Source organism: Polaribacter butkevichii (assembly GCF_038024105.1).
In the GTDB taxonomy this organism is placed as follows: Bacteria; Bacteroidota; Bacteroidia; order Flavobacteriales; family Flavobacteriaceae; genus Polaribacter; species Polaribacter butkevichii.
The window spans coordinates 1523165-1547060 of record NZ_CP150661.1 but is presented as its reverse complement, the minus strand read 5'-3'; the positions used below and the strand labels follow the sequence as shown (position 1 = coordinate 1547060).

Sequence of the window (23896 nt, the reverse complement as noted above, 5' to 3'; positions counted from 1 at the left end):
CATTTGGAATACTAGGCGTATAAAACCCCGATAAAGGAAGTAGTTTTTGCAACATATTTAATCATTCTAATTGTAAAAATATGAAAAATTACCAAGAAGTAGTAGGAATTGATGTGTCAAAAAAGACGATTGATGCTTATTGTTATCATGCCCAAGTACACAAAGAGTTTAAGAACGATTTAACTGGTTACAAAAGCCTAATAAAATGGGTTTTAAAAGCAACAAAAGAGAGTGCTGTTTTTTATTGTTTTGAGAATACCGGTTATTATTCCTTAAAGTTGGCACTTTATTTACACAGTAAAAAAGTTATTTACGTAGAGGAGAGTCCGTTAAAAATTAAACGTTCATCTGGCATTGTAAAAGAAAAAACTGATAAGTTAGATGCTCAGGTAATTGCTAGGTATGGTTGGCTTTACCGGGAGGAATTAACTCCAAGTACTGTTAAAAGTAGCGCTCATTTAGAGTTGGGTAGATTGTTAGCTTTAAGAGATCAGTTGGTTAGAAATAATTCAGGTTTAAAAGGTACTTTAAAAGAGATGAAAGTACTTTTAACAAGCTCTACAACAGATTTAGGTTGTATCAGTTTAAAACGAAGTATTGACTATCTCACAAAACAAGTCAAGGCAATAGAAATTAGAATTGAAGAAATAATTTTTGACGATATTTCTATGAGTAAAAACTACGAATTACTTAGAAGCATGAGAGGAATTGGCTTTGTTGTTGCTTGTCAACTTATTTATCATACAGGTAATTTTACGAGGTTTAAAAGCTGGCGATCGTTCTCTAGTTATTGTGGAACCGCACCTTTTGAACATAGCTCTGGAACCAGTATTCATAGGCGAAAACAGTGTCATTATTTAGGAGATAGAAAAATGAAAAGTTTGTTGAGTATGGCAAGTGTTTCTGCTATACAACATGATAGTGAACTAAAGTTATATTATCAAAAAAAATTAGCAGAAGGAAAAGATAAAATGTTAGCGATAAACAATGTGAGAAATAAACTAATAGCAAGAGCATTTGCGGTTGTTAAAAGAGGAACGCCCTATGTTGTACTTCAAAATCATATGGCTTAAAAAAAACTAAATTTTATTAGGATTTGATCTTGGAATACGTATATGGTTTGTTGCGTGGTTTAAACACTAAATTTAGCAAATAAAAACCGAATAGAAAATCCGCGAGGATTTTCGTAAGTAGGCGAGTACTAGCAATGAATTATATACGGTGTTGCCCACAGTTTTTATTCCGCCAACCTCTTTTTTCAATTCCTCTCACATTTTCAGAATCCTTAATAGACTTAAGAAATTCAGAGAGTAGAGTCAATTCGTTGTCTTTTAAATTTCCTTCGTAGGGTTGCACATAAATTGCGTTTCCAAAATTATCTCTTGTCTTTTCAGGTGAATCATCTACAATCAGAGATTTCTCAAGTCGGAAACCTTGTTTCTTTATTTTTTTTAATCTTTTTTCTCGCACATATTTATCCAATTCATAATCACGTTTTAAAGTACATCTACTTCTTGCCCAAACAAATTCAAATTCTATTTCAGTCGGTTTAATTAAATTTACAACATCATTTACATATTTATCGTCAGCAGATGACCAAACAGCAAGTTTAAAGTGTTCGTTCATTTCTGTCAGAAATTCAATTAAATTCGGGCGTTTATAAACGAAATATTCCGCATACTGAAAATCAGATTCGATATCGAGTTTCTTTTCAGTTGCGTGGATTAGAGTTTCGTCTAAATCCAGAATTAATAATATTTGTTCGGTTTCTCTCAAATTGTGGGCAACGTTGTTGTTTATGGGAAAGTTGCGTTTAAAAGTGAACGGCTATTTTCCGAAGGAAAATAGGGGTTTACAAAAACGCGACTAGTTTTGATAAGGCACAATTTAGCAATTTTTTATAAACGGTGTTGCAAGTAGTTGGTTTTTTTTTCAGTTTGTAGTATTTTTTCATTTTTCAAAATTCAACGTTTGAGTGGTAATTCCGCCAAGTTTGTCATTCAAGGTTTGAGTGAATTTCAGGCTCTAGATTTTTCGTGTTTTGCTAAATTCCTTAAACTTGCTAAATTCAGGGTTTGAGTGAAAATTCCGGCATTTTGCTAAATTCCGCAATTTGGGGTTCTCAAGGTTTGAGTAAATTGATTTTGATTAAATTTCTAAAACTCTCCAATTTTACAAATTTTGCCGAGCGAGAGAGTGTCTAGCTTTTTTCCGTTTTTAAATTCAAGAGTTTTGAACCGCAAATTTCAAGTGTCTGAGTGGTTTCCGCCAATTACTTGCAACGTTGTTGTATAAGAAAAGTTGCGTGTTTTAAACACTAAATTTAGCAAATAAAAACCAAATAGAAAGTCCGCGAGGACTTTCGTAAATTGGCTTTTACCAGCAATTTTTTTTATACGTTGTTGTACACAGGCTTTCCACGTCCTGCTTGGTTTTCCGAGGTTTTCTGTTCGTTCGGAAGTGAGCGTTGGCAAGACATACTCTTTTGCAATTTTTGGCGTAGCGTTGGCTGGTGCGAATTGCAAATGTGTATGGCTTTTTAGCGTTGGCTTTTTGTTCTATTCATAAACAGACTTGTAATAAGTCCAATTCCGACAATCACGTCCACAATGTTCCACATTTCTCTTCCAAGTGCGATTTTAAAAAACGGTTGAAAGAGTACTGCAAGTCCACCATAAATAGTCATTTCCGTATTTTTATTTTCTTCATTCGCTTTATATGCCAAAATTGCAAATCCAATTAATGCTACAAATCGGACAAATTGATAAAATCCATAAGGCATATCTAACAAGCATAGAAACATCAATATTACTAAAACAATTTTTATTTTTCTAACCATTTGATTTTTCAGATGTTTCGTTTTTTTCTTGACCGTTGTTATTTATGATATGATTAACACCATTATTCAATTTTTTCAATTCTTCTTCTTTCCATTTTTCTACTGCGATTTCAGCAATTTCTGCTTGTGCTAAAGCCATTTTATTGAGCAAAGCCTTGTTTCCTGCAATCTCTGCATCGAGCCTATTCTGATTTTTCTCTGTTGAGATTTTTATTGAAGTGTTTATACTATCATTTATATCTGATATTTTTTGTTTCTCTCTCACAAAAGATTCATGTTTCAGCCGATCCATTATATCGTCATAAGGCCCTGATTCTGCCATCAGTTTAAACAAAACTGGAGCTACTTCAATAAAAATAAATAAAAGTGTGATTAGCCATTTTGCCCAAAAAATTGCTGACTTTTCACTAGTTAAAATACTCAATGCTTCAAGGTGAGCCGCAAAACCATCATAATTTTCTACTTTATTGTCATAATTTTCCCGTTTGGCAGTTCGGGTAGTTTCCATCTGTGTTTTTTTATCCAACAATGATTCTTTTTCAGTAATCAATAATGAAATCTGTTTATCAATCTTTTGTTGTTCATTTGTTATAGCTTCTCCTTTATTTTCTGTTAATTCTACAATTTGATGGTCTAATTCTTTTTTCTCTTCTCTCAATTTATTTCTAACACCTATTTGAACATCTCTTGTGTATTTACGACTACTAATTGTACTTAATGGTAGGGAATCATTTATAGCTCTGATGTAATTGCTATGTAATCTATTTACTTTACTTTGAACCGAGTTCAGTTCAGATTCTTTCTGTTTAGAATCTACTTTTAACTCACTCTTTCGTTCTTCATAATAAGCCCCCGCATTTTCAGTCAGTTTCTTTTTATTATTAGTTAAATTACTTATATCACTTTCAACTTTTGTTAATCGATTATTAAGTTTATCATATTCGTCATTAAATGAAACATCTCTACCTTTTAAATCTTCAGCCTTGTCAATCTTCAATCGTTCAACAACCGTTTGTATTTCTGTTTCAAATATCTTTAACTCCAAAGGTGTAGAAATTACAAATCCTAAAAGAACGGCCATCAATAACCGTGGTGCTGCTATTTTCCATTCCTCCTTTGTAATTTTTTGTGTTCCATCGCCTTTTCCTATTGTTGAAACTATATATCGGTCTAAGTTAAAAATTAACAAACCCCAAAATGCACCAAAAAATAAGGATGGCATTACAGATTTAAACGCTGTAAAAAAAGCATAGCCTCCAGCAAAACTCGCCATTAATGCCGTAAATACGATTGTTCCACCTACACCGAAATATTTTGAGTGGTCAGTAGGACATTCTTTTAAAATTTCAATATTGGCGCCTGCACACCACCAAAAAAATCTGTTAATTCTTTTCATTCGGTTGATTCTTAAATATTCTGGATATGATTTTACTATTATTTATGGCTTGAAAAACATTCTTCAAACCTCCTTTTTTTGCATTTAGGCTGCTGAAATTTTTATCAAGTGAGTTGAACTTTATTTCTTCAAAAGAACTATTAATATTATTGTTGAAGTTCACATTTAGGTTATTGGATAAATTATTTATTCCTAATTCTATATGTGGAAATTCTGGAAGATTTACTTCTAAATTGGTCGTTTTCTCAAACAATGGAATTGGGACTTGAATACTTTTTATAATCGGTGTTGGAAACACCTTTATTTCAAGTTTTTTAACAACGGTTTCATTAAAACCGATTGCAGTTAAAACGTATTCAAAATTATCTTGTGGTTTTAAAATTTCAGTTCCAATATGCTCAACTTCATTTATACCATTATTTATTGAGACTTTTAATGCGTTTTCAACTTCCCAAGCAAGGCTCATTTCACTCCCTTGCATTAATACTTCTTTGTCACTTGTGAATTTTGTTATCACAGGAGGAGCCAAATAAAGGAGGAAAGGTTTTAATTCTGTATAATTTACAGTTTTTAAATATTCAATTAAAATAGCAAGAAGCTTGTCAATTTTTAAAGAAAGGCCAGATAAGTCTTTATAGATTTTTGAATTTTCTAAATCTTCGAAATCAGTTTCGGAAAATAATAAATATTGTGTGTCTTTAACTTGATATTTTTCCCAAAGTTCTTGTTTTTCAGCTATGGCGAGAATTGACAAATAAATAATCAATTCTGAAAAGTAATCAGCTTTTAAAGAGGTTTTTCCACCTTTAAAACGTGATGGATGTTGATAACCTTTAAGCCCCGTTACAAATTCTTTTTGACCTTCAATTTCTGGAATACAAATAGAATCGTAATCTACTAACTTTATATTTCCATTTTCGGTTACTAAAATATTACCTTCTTGCAAGTCTCCGTGAGAAATTTGGTTATCCCTTAAATCTTGGCACATTTTTAAGAAATTATCGGCTAATGAAACTAATATTGATGAGTTCGTTAGATGCTTTTCAATGTATTCTTTGAAAAGCATACCATCCAACCATTCCATTCTTATCGTATCAACCAATTCACCATTTACAAGGAGTCCTTTTTCGTCATATATAAACTCTGCGAAATAGGGTAACTTTTTAGAGGTTAAGTATTTTGATATGTTTAAATAGCGTTCTTTATTTTCGCCCATTGGAACGTGCCAAACCCGAAATGCCCATTTTTTACTTTTATGGGTCAATTGAAATACCATATTGAAACCACCTACATAAACAAATGGATTTCCATTTTTATTGATTCTAGCTTTTGCACCTTTTAAAGCAAGAACTTTTAAGAAGAGGTCTAGATTTTTTATAGATGTTAATATGTCCTGCTTATTTGCCATAAATTAAAATTTGTCTAAAATATTTGAAGTATTGTTTGACGTTTTTTTACCAGCTGGCTTCTTATCCCATTTCGCCATTATATTTTCTATGGGTAGCAATGCCACTTTATTGTTTTTAATCGCAAATCCAAATTGCGGCTTAAGGTCAAAAAACTTGTTTTCAAATTGTTTTGTCAATGAACTATCATCTTGTATGATTAGGATGTTTTCATCATTCATTCTTGCTTTAAATGACCAATTATATGAACCAGTAATTACAATGTTATTGTCTATGATGCAGAATTTGTTGTGCATAAAACTATCCCTAGAACTATCGTTAAGATTACCTATGTAACCTACCTTACCTTTGAATTTTAAGAAGTCTTTAAAATCAACTCTTGATTTTTTATTGAACTTATGATTTGCAACAATTACTTCTATATTCAATCCTTCTTTTAGTTTGTCAACCAATTTTGAATAGATTTCAAAATCAGTAAACCAAGCAACACAAATCTTAATATCAGATTGTGCATTCTCGATATGATGAATGATTTGGAGATGAATATTTTCGAAGTAAGCTTTTACCATTAAAATTTGTTTGTGATGTCATTTTTATCAGGCAACGAGACTTTTTTTTTTACAGCTGGATTTGGTTGCTTCTCCCACTTATCAAAAATATTATCCTTGGCTACTTCTCGTCTATTTATCAACAAGTCTTCTAAAGGGCGTAATTGAGAAATATCAGTAGCTTTTAATTCCTCCACCATCTTTTCAGTAAGTTCAGAAATTGTTGGATTGGCCGATTTTAAATGACTGCTAATTAGCTTTGAATTGCTTGGGTTTGCAAAGTCATCTTTTGAAAAAAGCAAATCTTCTGTTTCATAGTAGTCATCCCATAATTTAGGTGTATCAGCATAAATTAAAAGAGAAAGATATATTACAAGTTCAGAGAAGTAGTCCAATCTTGAATTTACAAATTGATTACTATGCCTCGTAGGATGTTGGTAACCTGGTAAACCTTTTATGGTGTCGGACATTCCGTTTAATGGTTCAATAAACATTGAATCATAATCAATAGCGACAAGTGAACCATCACTTTTTACTAAAATATTTCCGTGCTGTAAATCTCCGTGAGCTATATTTTCTTTATGGAAATACGCTGTCATTTCTTTGAATTTCTCGGCTAAACCAAGAATTTTAGATGTGTCTGTAATATTGGAGTTAATATATTCTTTTAGAGTTTGACCATCCACCCAATCCATAAGAACAATTGGATGTAACGTACCATTTACTAATATTGCATCATCAATATATTTGAATCCTGCGAAATATGCGTTATTCAAATTTTCTAAATAATTAGAAATTTCAAGTGAACGTTTTTTTGCATCTCCAATGTCTGCAATCCAAAGTCGAACAGCTACTTTATTTCCTGTTTGCTTATGAAATGGAAATACAGTTGTATAGCCTCCGGAATATTGAATTATTCTTGAACCTTTCTGAATAACGGAACCACCAATTATTTCGTTTGATTTAAAACTAACGTGCGGATTTCGCATTGCGGTTACAATGTCTGTTCTGGATGGATAATTTGACATAATTAGAATTTATCTATAGCATTTTTAGGAGAGTTCTTTGGTATTGTGTCTTTTACCTCAGATTCTTTTTCACTTATTGTTTCACTTTCTTGGCTTTCGTTCTTTTCTGAATCATCAGGTTTCTCAATCTCGATTTTATTTTCTCGGTCTTTTGAAGAAGGTTCTTCTTCTTCTTCTTTCTGGTGTTTTTCTGATTTTTCTACTTCTTCAGTAGAATCCACATTTTCTTCTTTCCCGAATATTCGTTTGAGGAATCCTTTCTTTTGCTTTTCATTTTCAGTTTTTATTTCTTCAGGTAGTTCTTTTTCTAAAGGTTCCTCTTGTTTGATTTCTTCTGATGATATTTCAGAATTTGAGTTTTCTTTTTGAAGAATTAATTCTTCTTCTTTACCTTTTTTAGAAACCTCAATTTCCTTTTGTTCATCTTTTATAAGTTCATTAATATCAGAAACATCCTCTAAAACATAGTCTAATACGTCTTTTTCATCTTCTATAATCGTAATCATTAGGATTGCTGAATCGTCATTTCCTAGTTTTTTATTGTACCTTTCTTCAACCACAAAACGTTCAAAATCTTTTTGATTTTGCCAAACATTAATTTTACTAATAGCATCTTCCTTTTCATTCAAGAACCATTCTGCAAGAGCATCTGTCATTAAATAGAATGTGCCAGAAGTCAAAAGATTTTCTTTCAACTGTTTCTCTCCTTTGTGATTGTTTCCTAAACTGCTCAAATAATCTGGGAAATTGTCAAAAACAATGGGCTCTTGTTTTGAAGATAAAACAATACATTCCTTTGAAAAATCTTTGATTTTTTTTGGGACAAAAAACAAAAAACTATCGCCTAACGCATCTGCTTTCCAAAACCATTCTTTCTTTTTCTTGTAGAATCTTAACCCAACAAAAGTTGCCAATCCAGATTCTTTTCTATTGAAAGCATTTTTTGTGAACCACTTTGAATCAGGCTTATTGACGATTTCAGTTACTTGATTTAGCCAGTCCTTTTGACAGTCTAAAATAAATTTAGCTTCATCAAATTCTTTAGAATCAACCCATTTATTCACTAATACGTCAGCCCAAATTTTGGGAAAGAAAGATTTAGATACACCATCAGAAATAGCGAATTTGTTTTGCGATTTGTTATAAGCATATCTGTCGGCACAGTCATAAAATAATTCTGATTCTTTTGCCGTGATATATCCTTTAATTGATATTTGCATCTAGTCAATTTAAAGATTAAGCGATTTTGTCTGAACCACCAGAAGAACCAAAGTTAATAAATTGTATAAATGCTTGAGCATCTGCATTAGAAACAAACCCTCTTGATTCAGGTTTAGCTTGAAAATCCTGTTTGACCGCTGCTTGTTTGTAAGATTCGGGAACTTTACTTGAAATTTTGAATAAAAATTTTGCTTGGTCGTCTGAAAGTTCATTTTCACTTTCATTAAAACTGTGAGATTGTCCTACTCCTAAATGACAGTTAAAGATTAAAGGGTTACCGTCTGCTGAATTGATATTCATTATTTCTTTTGATACAGAAATAGCATTATTCTTTGCAGTATCAATTGAGTCTCCTGTATATGGCAATCCATCAGAAATATTAATGATAATTGGTGCAGGATTATCAGGTTTCTTTTGAAGCCATCCTTCAATTAACTCTTTTGTAAAAGAAAATGCATCTGCCATTGGTGTCAATCCATTTGCAGTTGGTTCGATAAAAATTGGCATTTGTTCATCTATTTCTATTAATCCACCAGCTCCATCAGAAACTTTCTTTTTTAATTGTTCCATTCTTAATGGATTGTCAGCAAATGAACTTAAATAATCAGACCTAATGTCATCAACAGCAAGTGAACTACTTCCACCATATCCAATCATAGAAATAAAGACACGATCTTTTACCTTTTCCCCGTCCATATTTGTGTTGATGAGTTCGTTTATGGTGCGATTAATCACAAGAGCGGTAAATTCCGACCTAGTTTTTCCTTCTGCATAAATTTCATTCATTGAACCTGATTGGTCTACAAGAAAGATAATGTAGCCTGGAGTTGCAGAACTCCATTGTTTTGAATTACTCATATTGGTTAATTATTATTTAGTTAATATTATCCTTTTTTATTTTCAAGTCTTTTTTTTTCAATTCTACAACAACTCAATTTTGCTAATTTAGAATATTTTCAATTTATTTAATTACGGTTTTCCTCAATCCTGTTTCGAGCGTTGGCAAAAAACAGCTCTTTTGTTTTTTTCAGCGTTGGCTTATGTGTTGTCAAAAAAACAAATGTGCTGATTATACAGCTGGCTTTTAGCTTGCTTACAACGTTGTTGTGTTATGAAAAGTTGCGATTAAAATGAACGGCTATTTTCCGAAGGAAAATAGAAGTTTATAGAAAAGCCACTAATTTTTATTAAGCTAAAATTAAGCAATTTTTTTTACACGGTGTTGCCTAAAGTTATTTTTTGTTTTTCCTAGTTTGGTTATTATTTTCGAGATTTAGCGTTCGAGTGATAATTCCGCCAACATTTTCAATTCCGCAATATTTGGAATTCAACATTTGAGTATTTTTTCATGTTTTGATTTTCGAGATCTTTCCGTATTTTAAAATTAAGTGTTTGAGTGATAATTCCTCAAAGATTTTCACTCCGAAATAATTGGAAATTCAACATTTGAGTGGTTTCTTTTATTCTTAAAAAACGAGATTTCTCCGCCTTTTTTAAATTTTAAGTTTGAGTAAAAATTCCACAAACTTTGTTTTAAGAATCTCTATATTTTCAACCTTTTTAATTTTTATATAAAACTAAATTTTTGACTCGCGAGAGAGTGTCTAACATTTTAAAATTCAAGAGTTTTATTGTTTTTTTTCCAACGGTTTGAGTGTTTCTGGATAATTTTTGGCAACGTATTTATATATGGTGTTGGCTGTAGTTTTTTTATATTTTTTCACTCAATTCTTTTGGTAGTAATTTTTCCAAAATCATCTTCTGTTTCTTTTCAATTACTAAAAATTTCCAGTTTTTTTCTCCACTTTCAGAAATTGCATAAACGTCTTTTTGAGACTGAATTTCAAAAAAATCAGTTTTTTCGTTATAAACGACATTTTCAGAACCAAAAGTGCTTTCCAATGACAATTTAGTCAAGTTTATTCTCGTTGTTTTTTCGTCTTTTGTTTCTCCTTCTTCTCCTTTTATTTTCATATTCATTTGATTTGAATAAGTCAGAAGTGAATAATATTTCTTTTCAATTTCCTTTTTGTCATTAACTTTCAAGATTTTTGGATTTTTTATTTCAAATTCCATATCTGGATTGTTAAAAGTCATTTTCATAACCTTAATCATTTGCGATTTCGGAATAATTTCAAAAAATTCAGGAACAATATATTCCATAGATTTTTCAAATTCCATATTTACAATTGTACTCAAATAATCATTAAATTCCTTTTTCAGTTCATTTTTATAATCTTGCGCAATTCCAATTGCACTAATTGTCAAAAATAGAATTGTAAATAAATTTCTTTTTAATTTCATATGTTAATTTTGATTTCGGTTTTTAATTACAGCCAACGTTGTTTTGTATGGAAAGTTGCGTTTTAAGTCGACGGCTATTTTCCGCAGGAAAATAGGAGTTGACAGAAATGCAACAAACCTTGATTAAGCCAAATTTAGCAATTTTTTATACAAGGTGTTGCCAAATGCGTTATTTTATTTCCATTTCCATATTTCGTTTAATATTCACGTTATTTTTAATTTACAACTAGTAATTTCATTAAATTCCATTTTTCATGCATTTCTAATTCCGCAAACTTGATAAATTAAATTCTGAGTAAAAATTCCGCAACTTTGGTTTTCAGCGTTTGAGTGGTTTTCTCACGTGATTAATTCCGACAATAATTTTCACTTAATTTAATTTTCAGAAAATTCTCAGCCTTACTAAACTTTGTTTTAGAGAAAATTCCGCACAGTTTTTGTTCCGCATTTTGCTTAATTCCGCAAAGTTTAGAAATTCACATTTGAGTGATTTCTCTGGAATCTTGGTTTCAGAGTTTGAGTAAATTCCTTTTTTGTAAAATTTAGAAAACTCTCCGATTTTTCAAAATTTTAATTCGCGAGAGAGTGTTTAACTTTTTTCAGATTTACAAACTAAAAAAAAGCCAAAATTATATTTTACTAAACGACTTGTATTCGGCTTGATTCACCAGTTTTTGGCAACGTATTTTTGTATGGAAAGTTGCGATTTTTGTGAACGAGGAATTTCCAACGGAAATTCAGAAGTTTACAAAAATGCAACAGCTTTTGTTTTAGCTAAAAGTAGCAATTTTTTATACAAGTTGTTGTAAAATGCGTGTTTAATTTTTCCATATTTTTGGTTTTTTTCAGCTTCTACTAATTCAGCTTTTATTTTTTTAGATTTATTTTTAAGAATTAATTCAGCAATTCTGATTTTTGGTATTTTACTAAATTTTCAAATTTATCGTTTGAGTAAGAATTCCAACATTTTTATTTTTTTTCCGCAATTTTGGTTTTCATAGTTTGAGTATTTTTTTTTTAATACTAAAACTTTCCAATTTTACAAGACTAGTTTTTAGTATTTTGCTGAATTTCTCAAACTTTATAAATTTAGAGGTTGAGTAAGAATTCCGCAATTTTGGTTCTCAAGCATTTGAGTAAAACCTTTTTATTAAATTTCTCACACTTTCCAATTTAGACAAATTTTCACTCGCGAGAAAGTGTTCCATATTTCTGAAAATTTATTTTCCAACATTTAGGTTTTCAAACTTAAAAGCCAAAAGTTAATTTAAAATAAATTAGTTGTTTATGGCGCGATTCAGTAGTTTTTTACAACGTGTTTATATATGGTTTGTTGCGTGTTTTAAGCACTTAATTTAGTAAATAATTATTGACAAAGAAAATCCGCAAGGATTTTCGTAAGTAAGCTTTTTGCCAGCAATAAATTATATATGTTGTTGTAGTGCGTTTTTATTTTCTATAAATTCAGTTTTAAATTTTTCAACCATTTTTTTATTCGAAAACCAATTGTAAGGATTTGGTGTTTTTCCAAAAGCAAATGAAGTGCAATTTATTAAAACGTGATTATTTTTATAAAGGACAATAATTTGTTTCCCATAATCTGTTTGTGTGTCTAAAAAAGAAATGTTAATAATATTTAAATTTTTATTTTCCTCAAATAGTTTCCACCCGTTTCTATTTACAATTTTCTTTAAAATTTTTGTGTTTTCAGATTGAGTTATTCCTTCAATTTTTTCAAGTTTTTTGCTATTCAGAAATGAGATTATTCCCAATGAAATAATGACTATTACTAGTATGAAAAAAAATAATGTCCATCCAAATGGTTTTGATTTTTCTATATTTTGATAAAAATCTCTTCCTGTTACATAGAGAAAAAACATAAGGTTGGCAATGATTAGTCCGTTTTCCCATAAACTTTCAACGAAAGATTTGTCAAAGTAAAGTCTTTCAGAATTCAAGGATTTTTGTATGTTGATTTTCAGGATGTTCATTTTTCAAATGCACTACAACGTTGTTGTGTTATGGAAAGTTGCGTTTAAAGTGAACGGCTATTTTCCGCAGGAAAATAGAAGTTTACAAAAATGCAACTAACTTTGGTTAAGCTAAAAATAAGCAATTTTTTATACACGGCTTAAGTTAGCATTTTATAATAAAAGACTAAATTTAAGTATATAAATCAGAAAGAATAAAAGAGAGAATTAAGGTTAATATACACGGTGAAGCCAAGACTTCGACAACATTGATAATCCTCTCTCTTTTCTACTAACAATCACGTTCAGTTCTGTGAGACCTAGATCTCGATTTCAAGTTGTTGTGAGTAAAAGTAGGTTATTCTTTCATAAATCAGTTCTTATGAATAAATATAAGGAAATTTTTGGAGTTGACATCAGTAAAGACGTTTTTGATGTTTATGGAAGTACAAGTGGTCATGATCAATTTAAAAATGATGAATTAGGGTTTAAAAGATTCTTAAAAAGTCTGCCTAACAACTCATTAGTAATTATGGAAGCAACAGGTTATTATCATTATAGATTAGCTCAGTTTTTATACAAGCAAAGCATTTTTGTATCGGTTGTAAATCCTTTATCAGTCAAGCGATTTATCCAAATGAAATTATCTAAAGTAAAGACGGATAAAAGTGATGCGAAGGCTATTTGTGAATATGGAACCATTAATGAAGTTCCATTGTATACGGCTCTTACCAATGTTCAGAGCGAGTGTTTACAGTTGTTTAGATTATTAGATAGTAATATTAAAAAACGTACAGCGGTTAAGAATAAAATTCACGGAGAAGAAGTTTTAGGGATTCCTTCTAAGTGGGTTTATAGTTCATTAAAACGGACTAAAAAACATTTAGATAAAGAGATTTTAGGAATCGAAACAAAAGTATTATCGTTAGTAAAACAAGACCAGCAAGCACAGTTAACATTGCTAACAAGTATTCCAGGAATAGGATTGAAAACGGCATTGTTTTTAATTGTAATTACTGATGGATTTAAGAAATTTGAAACAGCTTCACAATTATGTAGTTATGTAGGAATTACTCCAACGATAAGAGTATCTGGGAGTAGTGTACGTGGAAGAAGTAGAATAAGTAAGGTTGGAAATAGGAAGTTACGCAACCTCTTGTTTCTCTGTGCTTTTACAGCTAGCAAGCATAATAAAGGATGTCGCGAGATTTATGAGCGAATTGTTAACAAGGGTAAGAGTAAGAAATTGGCTTTAATAGCGGTTTCAAATAAATTGATAAGACAGGGTTTTGCTATTGCAAAATCAGGTTTACCATATGACGAAACGTACGTTTCTGTTTTATCAAAATAAGTAGTATTTACATAAAAAATAAAAGCTCAAAATACGAATTCATAGCATTATGAGCCTAAAATAATAGTGCGTAAATTTAATGAAGAAAAGAGTTGTTTTTTAGCTCAGTTCTTTGTTGGCAGTAGTTTTTTTATTTTTCAATTTTTTTTAGTTTCGGTAATCTTTCATATTTCTCGAGAAGGTCAATATATTTATTCTGATATGCTAAATAGTCAAATAAATCTCTACATACAGTTCCATTTAATTCACTATCCTCAATTCTATATTTCATAAAGATTTTCCTCCATTGTTTTGCTTGAATTATTGGAAAGTCGTAAGATTCAACATATTTTGAAATATTTACAATTAAATCTTCGTTTATGCCTTCTAATCTCAAAAGATTTTTATGAACTCTTACAATTCCTTCAGGGAAAATATTTGCTCCTTTTTCATAGAATTTTATAACCCATTCTAATATTTCTTTTTCGTTATTTTTATTTAATTTTTTAAATGCTTGTAATGCTTTTTTTGAAATATTATGTTTTGTTTTTAAACCAATAAGATTATAAATGATAAACAGTTTATTTATATTTACCTGATAATCTTTAACAAATTTCATATTCTGAAATTTATCCATTTGTTTTTTATTCTTCTCTCCTTCTGCAATATCCTTAAATTTAGAATAAAAATTCAAAAGTTCATCTATATCAAAAACATTAGTGAAATAACTTTCAGGTACTTTTCCTGATGGCAGTTTTTTATATTTTTCTAATATATCTAAATGTTTGTTATGAAAACCTAAATAGTAAGGTATTGTATGGCTTTCAATTTCATCTAAAAATTTTTCTTCTGGTCTATATTTTTCATAAATATCTCCCCAATGTTCCCCATATTTATTTATAAAATCATAAGAAACAGAATATTTTGAGCAGTCAATAACAATATTTTCTTTAATGTCTTTAATTTTAAATAAATAAGCATAAACGTTTTCAGATTGCTCAAAAAAACAGAATTCATTTTCATATTTAAAAATCCATTCTATTATATTTTTTTCATCATTTAAATCTAATGAATTGTATTCTTTCATTGCTTTATTTGAAAACTCATAGTTTTCTTTAAATTCAAAAAGGTTTTCTAAAGCAGAATTAATCTTGTAAAAAAAATCAAAAGATTCATCGTTATTTATTCTATTATAAACGTGGATTTCTGAATATAATTTTTTTAATTCCTCATTTATTTCCTCTAAATTATCTAAATCTACAATATCATTTTCATAATCTTTTAATTTATCAATGATTGACTTTCCTTGTTTTACTATTACTTTTATTTCATTACCAACGCCCATTTTGTTTATTTATAAAAATTTTTCTAAATAAGGTTTTGGTTGTGAAGGATTACTTAAGTCATATTTTGTATTATATAAATTATTTTTAATTTTCGGTAGTGTTTTGTTTAATATATACAGCCACATACCCTTTAATTGCTCTGAATTAAATTGGGTTTTATAACTTAACGCAATTGAAGTTTTAACCATAAGAGCCATATCAATTAGACCGTATAAATCATTATCAATAATTCTTTTATTTTTTTCTATGTGTCTTTCAGCTAAAATAAGTAATGCGTTTTCAAAACTATTATCATTTAATCCATTTTCATTTAAATATTTTCCAAAAAAAGTGATTTCTTTTATAAAAGATTCTATTGGGGTCATATAAAAGAAATCTTCACTCTGAAATGTTAAATTTTTACTTCTGTAGCTTTTATATTCAATCATTTCGGAATTTTGATTAGAAATAGGAGCAAGTATTGGTATTTTATTATCATCTATTTTGAGCCTAATTACTATACATTTTTTTCCTTCTACTGTATGTTTTTCAACTGTAAAATTAGAATTTAAATCATTATTTTTTTTTTGATTCTCTTGATTTGTTGTTTTATTTTTCCTTTTAAAAAAATTCAAAAATTTCATATTTCACCTTTTATTGTTAATTTTCTTTTATTTAAACTAATTGTAATTTAACAATTTTTTAATGTCCATTCTATTATTAAATTAGGTATATATTTTTCATTTATTAGTTCTTCCCTAATTTTATTTTCGGAATTTATAAAAACATCTTCAGTTTCATTTTGGATTATAAATAGAAGTAAATCTATCGATTTTTTAGCTTTTTTAATTTTTTCAGAACTGTGATTTTCAATTAGTGCTATTAGCCCTTCATTTATTTCTTTGTAGCAAACAACCCTATGTGATGATGTTAATAGTTCTTCCTCTTTTTTTTCCTTTTTATTATTCTTTGTTATTTCAACTGATTGTCTTAATAATTCACGACAATTGTCTAAAGCCATTCTCAAAGCTTCTGATTTTGGGATTTGACTATAATATGAATTAATTTCTTCTTTTAATCTTTCCATAATTATTCGATTTCTAAATGTATTGTTGAAGTTTCTCTTAAATTACTGCCAACGTTGTTGTATATTGAAAGTTGCGTTTAAAGTGAACGGCTATTTTCCGAAGGAAAATGGACGTTTACAAAAATGCGACTAGTTTTATTAAGCACTAATTTAGCAATTTTTACTATACGGTGTTAGCTGTAGTTTTATTATTTGTTGCAATGTTTCGAAATTACTTTATAAGCATCAGTCATTCCTAATTCTCCTGCTTTGCTTAGGTTTAAACATCCTTCTTCAATTCTCAGTACTTTTATTTTTAAAAGGCCAATATTATAATGCGTCATTCTGTTTGTATAATCGTCATTATAACTATGTTTAAAAACCTTTTCATAATCTTCTATTGCTTCATTATATTTACCGATTTTAGATTTACAGAAAGCTCTATTAAAGAAAACTTCGACCCAAACACTGGATATTGAATTAGCTACATCAACTGCTTTATCAAAGTCTAATATTCCTCCACGATAATCTTTCAAATCAAGTTTTAATTTTCCTCTTTCATTGTAATAAGTTGTTAGGCGACTGTCTTTTATTCTATTATTATAAAATTCTTTTTCTTTTCTTATAACTTGATTTAAATCTTTCATTCCTTCCACCTTTCTCTTATTTTCAATGTATAATTTTGCTCTCTCAAAATATTCATAATAACAACGATTACAATTTTTAATCAATGAAGTTATTGAGTCAATTTCTTTCTGAATTTCCTTTTTTTGAGCAGTTAAATTAGTGTTGTAAAAGAGTGAAATTAGTAATATTATAAGAACTTTTTTTTTCATAATGTATCAGTTATTAGCTACGTTAAATTATTGAATGGAGCGTGGTTTCCGCCAATTACTTGCAACGTGTTGTGTATGATTGGTTGCGTGTTTAAGCAACTAATTTAGCAAATAAAACACAGATAGAATATTCCGCAGGAATATTCGTAAGTAGGCTAGAACTAGCAATTGATTATACACGGTGTTGTAGGTAGTTATTCTTCCTTTTTCTTTAATTCGATTAATTCAATTAACTTATTCAAAGATGATTTAATTTCATTTGATTCACTCTTTTTTAGCATCAATTCCGCTTTATTTTTCATTCCGCTATAATTTGCTTTCGGATGAAGTTCGACAAGCTTAGAGAAATATTTATTAATTCCACTCGCAAGTTTAGATTTTCCTTTTTCTGAAAATGCTTTTTCATTGTTTATCTCATCTAAATAAATAATATAATTACTTATCAAAGTTTGAATATTTGAGTTAATGGTGTTTTTAACTTTTGAAGAATTTGGATCGTCTGCACTTTCAATTATTTCGTCATTTCCTAATTTAAAATATTCAAGCTGTAAACTCAAACCATATTGCCAAACAGCTAACATTTCTAAATCATAAAGATATTTATCTTTTCGGTCTGTTGCTTGATAAATTTGATGCATATCTTTCCAATGATTAAAGAATTCTGTTGCAACTTTATTTCGATGTTTTAAACCTAATTCTTTATCATTTAATACGACTTTAAAATTTTGTTCATCTGTTAGTTTCTCAACAACGATTCTTTGTTCTGGATTGTCAAAAGTTGGTTTTTTTTCGTCATTTTCGTAACCATATCTTAATTCAAGAATTACTTTGTCGTAATCGTTCGTATCCCAATATCTTTTATCTAATGGGAATTCGTGTTTTTCAGTTTCGCAATTTGTTAATATTAAGCAAACAAATGCTAAAAGGAAGTATTTAATTTTTCTCATTAATAGTAATTTTTGGTTTTTTATATTCTTTTAGCAAAGTTAATAAACTATCAACTTCTTTCTCATATTTCTTTTGCTCACTAAAAACATAGCTATGAAATGTATCATAATCATATTCTTTCTGAAAAGCTCTTTCGTTCGTTTTTACTTCTCTTATAATTCCTTCAATTTTGTTTTTATTGAATTTTTTTAGATTAGATATTTTTGCTTTTGCTTTTCGAGAAAACAATTCTGTGATTTTAATGTGATATTTTTCGTGCGTTAATAGTTCTTTGCTATTTGTATTTGTTTTGTAAACAAAAGAACGTGAAGGATGAAACAATGATTGAACTGTAACAGAATTTTCATTAATTTCAGTTTCTATTGATGTTACAACATAAGCAAATCTTTCATTTCCGTAAAGTGACTTTTTAAAAAATTCTAAACCACGAAAATTTTCAAATGTGATTTTATCGAATTTGTCAAAAGTTATAGGTTTTTCGTAATTCAAGAAATTTGTGTGACTTAAAATTCCAAAAGTAATTGCAGTGAAAATTAGAATTATAAAACTGTATTTAGTAAGTCTAAATAATTTTTTTAAAGCTTTTTTATTTTCAGCTTTTCGTTCTTTTAATAATAAATACCATTGATGAATTACTGGCGAAAATAATAGTAAAATTGCAAGAGTAATTATCAGATTGTCATTCATTTACGAAATTTTGTTTTTAATTACCTACAACGTTGTTTTGTATGGAAAGTTGCGGTTTTGTGAACGAGGAATTTCCAACGGAAATTCAGAAGTTTACAAAAATGCAACAAACTTTGATTAAGCCAAATTAAGCAATTTTTTATACAAGGTGTTGCAAAATGCGGGTTTAATTTTCGTTTTTATGTTTTCAATTTCTATTTTTTGGGTTTAAGAGTAAATTCCGCCAAGATTTTAATTCCGCAATTTATTCAGTTTCTCATTTTAGTTTTTTCGTGCTTTTAGTCGCATTTAATTCCGAAAGTGAGTAAACCTTTTTGTTTGTTCTCTAAATCTCTCAGCCTTTCTAAAATTGTGTTTGAGAGTTATTTTCACCAACATTTATTCAACACTTTGCTTAATTTCTTAATTTTCTTTTCAAACAGTAAATAAGTTTCAAGTTTTCACTAATTTTCAAACTAGTTAAATTTGACCAACTTTTTCAACGTTCTGAAACACTAATTATTAATAAAATTCTTTCAGAATTTTCCAATCTCGAGAGAGTGTTCCGCAGCATTTTTTTCAAACTTTTTTCCGCCTTTTGAGTTTTCTAACTTGTAAAATAAAATATATTTTAAAATAACTTTTGTTCTTAAATTATATTTTCAGCCAGTTTTTTGCAACGTTGTTGTATAAGATTAGTTGCGTGTTTTAAGCACTAAAGTTAGTAAATAAATCACAGATAGAAAGTCCGCGAGGACTTTCGTAAATAGGCTAGAACTAGCAATTAATTTTATACGGTGTTGTAGCCAGTTTTTATTTGTATTCAAGTGTTTTATATTTTTTATTTATTCCGTATCTCTGTTTTGCAATATCTTTATCTAATTCAATGAATCTTTTTGAGTCCATATTTTCAATTTTTCCAAGTATTCGGTCAGCACTTCTTTGGCTTTTTATCCTATAAGCTTTATTCTTATAAATAATATAAAACCCTTTAGGTTTTTCCGATGAACTTTTCAGGTAGTCAGTTGAAAAATATTTTTCGTCGTTCTTTAAGCTCGTTATACTATCATTATTTACCAAATATATGTTTGAAAAGTCAGGATTATTGTCGGTCAAATTTTTTCCATAAATATCTTTAGTTCCCAAAATCAAAGTGTCATTAGATATTTTATACTTAATTGTAGTTACTGCTCCGAGATGTCCATAAATTTTCGAGTAATTCACAGTCGAGTCGGAAATGAAAATAATTGATTTGTTCGGGCTTTTGGCATATAATCGTTCTTTTCCATTCGTCTCTACATATTCTATGTTTCTGCTCAACGAGTATACTTTTATTTTATAAGAATTACACGAGGTTAGAAATCCGATTAAAGTCAAAAGTGGAAATATAATTTTGTAATTCATTTATTTTGGTTTGATTCCTCAAACTTAATTCAGTTTTTCAGTAAGTCAAAGTCAAATTGAGTGAACGATGCTTTTGGTCGAGTGATTGCGTTTTCTCAAATTGGCTACAACGTTGTTGTATATGGTTTGTTGCGTCTTTCAAGCAACTAATTTAGTAAATAATTACGGACAAAGAAAGTCCGCGAGGACTTTCGCAAGTAGGCAAAAAGCCAGCAATAAATTATATACGGTGTTATGCAACGGTTTATAGTTTTTTCCTGTCAGGATTTTTCTTATTTGAAAATAAAGATATTATTTCGACAGAATTGCCAATTATTCTATAATATAAATTATTATGTTTTTCAACAACAGCTTTTTTGATTCCTTTTTTTTCGTAAGAGTCAGGAAACATTTCAGGTGTTTTTGAGATTAATTCGATAGTATGGTCAAGTTTCGCAGAAAATTTTCTCAATTCTTTTTCAGTCCAATTATTTTCCAAATACTCAATAGTTTCTCTTAATTCTGAAATAGCGTGATCAGTCCACAGAATTTTATAACCACTTTTCATAAATCTGTTTCACATTTGAGTGAGAAGTTAACTTACCATTATCAGCATCTTGTATTCCTTTTTCTATTGATTTTTGCTCTTCACTAGAGATTTCATTCCACCAATCTGTTTTCTCTTTTTTTCTCAACATCATAATCTTGTCAATCAAAGACTTGTCATTTAGCGTGGAAAGCCACTGAATTAATTCAATTTTATTATTTTGAAGATTTATATCCATAAATCAAAGTTACAAATTTCATTTAATATTTCAATATTAACGTGATGTTTTTTTACTGTTGCATAACGTTGTTGTATAAGCTTTGTTGCGTTGTTTAAGCAGTGAATTTAATAAATAAAACACGAACGGCGAAATTCCGGAGGAATTTCCCAAGTGAGCTAAAACCAGCAATAAAGTTTATACGGTGTTGTACGTAGGCTTTTTATTCCTGTTTCTTCATTTCAATTCCTTTCGGGTTTTCAGGAAATCCAATTAATTTGTTTTTGTAAAAATACATTTCAAAATTTTCGCCTTGTTTCCACCATTTTAATATAATACTATCTCCTTTTTTTAGATTCATACCCATTTTTATGATTTTCAAAGAATCATTCGGATTTGGATTCAGTTCATAAATTCCATAAGTATTTGGGTTTTCAGAAATATCTAAACGTAAATTTCTGTTTTCAATTTTAAAATGATAGTTCGTTTGAGAATAAGGATGATTTTCAATCCAAGAATTCCAGAAAAAAGAGAAGATTAAATAACAGATAATTGTGTTTACAAAAAATAAAATAGAAAATCTTTTTTTAATTAAGAATGTAATAATTCCAACCAGAATGTTCACAATAAATATTCGAGGTCTATAAGATTCAATTCCAACTGACATAAATGAATAAGGTTCAATTATACTAACCCAATATTTCATTAATAAAATATCAATTAATAAAATTAGAACTCCAATTCCGACAAATATTTTTGTTTCAGATTTTTTCATTTTCAGCTTTAAATTCCGCTTGTTTTTCATTTTTAAATATCTGAAAACTTAAATTTTAACTAAATTTTTGTTGGTAATTCTAGCTTACGTACAACGTTTATGTATAAGGAAAGTTGCGTGTTTGTGTGCGAGGATTTTCCGAAGGAAAATCAGAAGCTAGCAAACGAGCAACTCACTTTGGTTTAGCTAAAACTAGCAATTTTTTTTATACGGTGTTAGCTGTAGTTATTTTTTTTACTCCTAAAATAGTTGTTAATATTCCAAATACAAACAAAGCCCAATACATAAAATCATAGTTTAGTCCATAGATCCAATCAAAAAATGGGTCGCCAAAAATTGAATATAGCATAGAACATAAGTTATTTAAAAAATGAATAATTATGAGGTAAACAATATTCTTTGTTTTCATATAGATTATGCAAGCAATTACACCATAGATAAAGGTTGGAATTAAATTATTTGGGGTTGGATAATGAATAGCTGAAAAGCATAAACTCGAAATTAAAATAGCTATCCAAACCTTATTTTTTTCAAGAAGTTTTGAAAACAGAAATCTTCTAAAAAATAATTCTTCAAAAACAGGAGCAATTAGGATACTTGAAATTCTAAAATATATAAAATATGTACTAAATCCAGAAAATTTATAATGTGGTTTTGTCTCTGAATTCAGATAAAAATCTATAATTCTATTAAAATCAATTATCGGTTGTGTTGCGAATCCAAGTCCAATTATTATTATCAATAAATATGGAATTAAAGTGAAATCCAATTGTTTAATATTTAACTCTGATTTTAAATTCGGTCTAGGTCTCCAAAAAAAGTAAGCAACAATTATGAAAGAAATCCACATTAAAATATAAGCAATACCAATGATATGTTGTTCAGTTCCTTTTTCAATTAAGTTAGTGTATTCGTCAAGTCCGATAAGACTAAGTTCAAGTATAATTCCTATTGCTAAAAGTAATGCAGTTAATAATATAGCTTTGATTATTTTCAATATTCTCGGTGTTTTTTTTAATTACAGCTAACGTTGTTGTATAAGGAAAGTTGCGGTTTTGTCAGCGAGGAATTTCCGAAGGAAATTCAGAAGTTGACAAAAATGCAACTGCCTTTATTTAAGAACTAATTTAGCAATTTTTTTTATACGGTGTTGTAGCCAGTTTTTTAATTTTCCATTATTGTTTTATAAATCAATTTACTTGAATTCCTGTTTTCTGTAAGTATTGTATAATAACTATTTACGTTAAGTTTTAATGTTATTAAAGGATCTGAATTAGTAGTTTTTAATTTAATATTTAAGTTGTAATTCTGTTTTCTTTTTTCAATTAATTCATTGTCCCAACCTTTAAAGTCAGATAAAGAAATATAACATATAGATTCAAAGTCGTTCTTATCGTATTTTTTTGAAGGAATATTTTTCAAATCAGACTCAAAAGATTTTTTAGCATTCAATTCGTAGTTAAAATTTATTTTGAAGTTCCTAAATTTCTTTTTCATTTTTTTCTTAAAATCTTTACGGATTCTCTTTTTAAGGTCAAGAAAGTAATTAATTGAATGGGTATGACCTTTGAAAATAAATAAAATCGATTTTGGTTTTTTATATTCTTTTATTTTTTCATTTTCAATGATTTTAACTCCTGATTTAAATTTTTCATTTTTTTGAGAAAAACTACTCATTCCAGCTAACAGAATTATTAATAATAATATTTTCTTCATTTCTTGGGTTCTATTTTTTAATTGGCTACAACGTGTATGTGTAATAAAAGTTGCGACTTTTGTGTGCGAAGATTTTCCGAAGGAAAATCAAAGTATGCAAAAAAGCAACTAACTTTGTTAAAGCACTAATTTAGCAATTTTTACTACACGGTGTTGGCAAACGTTTTTTGTAATTCAATATTTATCTTGTATTTGAATTCATAATTTTAAAAACAATTTCCAACAGGTGTTTCTATGCAGCCACCTCCTGGATAGCAAACTGTTTTAGTTTCACATTCTTCTTCTTCTGGTGTACAAGAAATTATTACTAATGTAAACCCTAAAAAAAGAGCATATATAAAATTCCTGTTTTTAAATTTTTGATTCTTCATTTTT

The 23896-nt window shown here is 28.9% G+C and carries 25 protein-coding genes; 2 read left to right on the top strand and 23 right to left on the bottom strand.

What is annotated here, in order from left to right:
- Nucleotides 1-80: 80 nt before the first annotated feature.
- On the top strand, nt 81-1073 hold the full coding sequence (locus tag WG951_RS06425; RefSeq protein WP_340914023.1) for an IS110 family transposase: 993 nt from the start codon (nt 81-83) through the stop codon (nt 1071-1073).
- Nucleotides 1074-1212: 139 nt separating this feature from the next.
- Here WG951_RS06425 and WG951_RS06420 read toward each other — a convergent pair whose 3' ends face one another.
- The 10 genes from WG951_RS06420 to WG951_RS06375 all read right to left on the bottom strand — a co-directional run bounded on the left by WG951_RS06420 (nt 1213) and on the right by WG951_RS06375 (nt 12700).
- Nucleotides 1213-1776, bottom strand: a complete 564-nt coding sequence (locus WG951_RS06420; protein WP_340915861.1) for an HAD family hydrolase — start codon at nt 1774-1776, stop codon at nt 1213-1215.
- Between the two features lie 763 nt (nt 1777-2539).
- Entirely contained in the window at nt 2540-2839 is a 300-nt protein-coding gene (locus WG951_RS06415) for a DUF6804 family protein (RefSeq protein WP_105050558.1), read from the bottom strand.
- The gene (locus tag WG951_RS06410; RefSeq protein ID WP_105050559.1) at nt 2832-4235 is read right to left on the bottom strand and encodes a DUF4407 domain-containing protein; all 1404 of its coding nucleotides are present in this window, start codon (nt 4233-4235) and stop codon (nt 2832-2834) included. Before WG951_RS06410 ends, WG951_RS06415 begins: the two co-directional genes overlap by 8 nt.
- Nucleotides 4222-5643: a protein kinase domain-containing protein gene (locus WG951_RS06405; RefSeq protein ID WP_105050560.1), complete on the bottom strand. Its 1422-nt coding sequence runs from the start codon at nt 5641-5643 to the stop codon at nt 4222-4224. Before WG951_RS06405 ends, WG951_RS06410 begins: the two co-directional genes overlap by 14 nt.
- 3 nt (nt 5644-5646) lie before the next feature.
- Nucleotides 5647-6210, bottom strand: a complete 564-nt coding sequence (locus WG951_RS06400) for a phospholipase D-like domain-containing protein (RefSeq protein ID WP_105050561.1) — start codon at nt 6208-6210, stop codon at nt 5647-5649.
- Nucleotides 6210-7217, bottom strand: a complete 1008-nt coding sequence (locus WG951_RS06395; protein ID WP_105050562.1) for a protein kinase domain-containing protein — start codon at nt 7215-7217, stop codon at nt 6210-6212. The genes WG951_RS06400 and WG951_RS06395 overlap by 1 nt, the downstream gene beginning before the upstream one ends.
- Before the next feature lie 2 nt (nt 7218-7219).
- Nucleotides 7220-8437: a hypothetical protein gene (locus WG951_RS06390; protein ID WP_105050563.1), complete on the bottom strand. Its 1218-nt coding sequence runs from the start codon at nt 8435-8437 to the stop codon at nt 7220-7222.
- A 16-nt stretch (nt 8438-8453) separates the two neighbouring features.
- Nucleotides 8454-9134, bottom strand: coding sequence for a hypothetical protein (locus WG951_RS06385; protein WP_146105316.1), 681 nt, complete (start codon nt 9132-9134; stop codon nt 8454-8456).
- A 1014-nt stretch (nt 9135-10148) separates the two neighbouring features.
- Nucleotides 10149-10742: a hypothetical protein gene (locus WG951_RS06380; RefSeq protein ID WP_340915794.1), complete on the bottom strand. Its 594-nt coding sequence runs from the start codon at nt 10740-10742 to the stop codon at nt 10149-10151.
- Nucleotides 10743-12166: 1424 nt separating this feature from the next.
- Nucleotides 12167-12700: a hypothetical protein gene (locus WG951_RS06375; protein ID WP_146105317.1), complete on the bottom strand. Its 534-nt coding sequence runs from the start codon at nt 12698-12700 to the stop codon at nt 12167-12169.
- 394 nt (nt 12701-13094) lie between these two features.
- On the opposite strand from WG951_RS06375, the gene WG951_RS06370 reads away from it, so the two are divergent.
- Nucleotides 13095-14063: an IS110 family transposase gene (locus tag WG951_RS06370; protein WP_340915824.1), complete on the top strand. Its 969-nt coding sequence runs from the start codon at nt 13095-13097 to the stop codon at nt 14061-14063.
- 130 nt (nt 14064-14193) lie between these two features.
- Here WG951_RS06370 and WG951_RS06365 read toward each other — a convergent pair whose 3' ends face one another.
- The 13 genes from WG951_RS06365 to WG951_RS06305 form a co-directional block, all read right to left on the bottom strand.
- Nucleotides 14194-15387 carry a hypothetical protein gene (locus WG951_RS06365; protein ID WP_105050566.1) on the bottom strand — a complete coding sequence of 398 codons (1194 nt, stop codon included), beginning with the start codon at nt 15385-15387 and terminating at the stop codon, nt 14194-14196.
- A 9-nt stretch (nt 15388-15396) separates the two neighbouring features.
- Nucleotides 15397-16011, bottom strand: a complete 615-nt coding sequence (locus WG951_RS06360; RefSeq protein WP_105050567.1) for a hypothetical protein — start codon at nt 16009-16011, stop codon at nt 15397-15399.
- 47 nt (nt 16012-16058) lie between these two features.
- The gene (locus tag WG951_RS06355; protein WP_105050568.1) at nt 16059-16454 is read right to left on the bottom strand and encodes a hypothetical protein; all 396 of its coding nucleotides are present in this window, start codon (nt 16452-16454) and stop codon (nt 16059-16061) included.
- Nucleotides 16455-16642: 188 nt separating this feature from the next.
- Entirely contained in the window at nt 16643-17269 is a 627-nt protein-coding gene (locus tag WG951_RS06350; RefSeq protein ID WP_105050569.1) for a tetratricopeptide repeat protein, read from the bottom strand.
- 194 nt (nt 17270-17463) lie between these two features.
- Nucleotides 17464-18216 (bottom strand): hypothetical protein, encoded by a 753-nt coding sequence (locus tag WG951_RS06345; protein WP_105050570.1) that lies wholly within the window; start codon nt 18214-18216, stop codon nt 17464-17466.
- Nucleotides 18203-18904 carry a hypothetical protein gene (locus WG951_RS06340; RefSeq protein WP_105050571.1) on the bottom strand — a complete coding sequence of 234 codons (702 nt, stop codon included), beginning with the start codon at nt 18902-18904 and terminating at the stop codon, nt 18203-18205. Before WG951_RS06340 ends, WG951_RS06345 begins: the two co-directional genes overlap by 14 nt.
- Before the next feature lie 792 nt (nt 18905-19696).
- On the bottom strand, nt 19697-20203 hold the full coding sequence (locus WG951_RS06335) for a hypothetical protein (protein ID WP_146105318.1): 507 nt from the start codon (nt 20201-20203) through the stop codon (nt 19697-19699).
- A 328-nt stretch (nt 20204-20531) separates the two neighbouring features.
- Nucleotides 20532-20834 (bottom strand): type II toxin-antitoxin system RelE/ParE family toxin, encoded by a 303-nt coding sequence (locus WG951_RS06330; RefSeq protein WP_105050573.1) that lies wholly within the window; start codon nt 20832-20834, stop codon nt 20532-20534.
- A complete protein-coding gene (locus tag WG951_RS06325; RefSeq protein ID WP_245893557.1) occupies nt 20818-20982 on the bottom strand; it encodes a hypothetical protein in 165 nt (54 codons plus the stop codon). Before WG951_RS06325 ends, WG951_RS06330 begins: the two co-directional genes overlap by 17 nt.
- Nucleotides 20983-21253: 271 nt before the next feature.
- The gene (locus WG951_RS06320) at nt 21254-21805 is read right to left on the bottom strand and encodes a hypothetical protein (protein WP_340915816.1); all 552 of its coding nucleotides are present in this window, start codon (nt 21803-21805) and stop codon (nt 21254-21256) included.
- A gap of 205 nt (nt 21806-22010) precedes the next feature.
- On the bottom strand, nt 22011-22802 hold the full coding sequence (locus WG951_RS06315; protein WP_105050575.1) for a CPBP family intramembrane glutamic endopeptidase: 792 nt from the start codon (nt 22800-22802) through the stop codon (nt 22011-22013).
- 167 nt (nt 22803-22969) lie between these two features.
- Nucleotides 22970-23521 (bottom strand): hypothetical protein, encoded by a 552-nt coding sequence (locus tag WG951_RS06310; RefSeq protein ID WP_105050576.1) that lies wholly within the window; start codon nt 23519-23521, stop codon nt 22970-22972.
- A gap of 206 nt (nt 23522-23727) precedes the next feature.
- Complete coding sequence (locus WG951_RS06305) at nt 23728-23892, bottom strand: hypothetical protein (RefSeq protein ID WP_170062930.1); 165 nt, start codon at nt 23890-23892, stop codon at nt 23728-23730.
- Between the last annotated feature and the right edge of the window lie 4 nt (nt 23893-23896).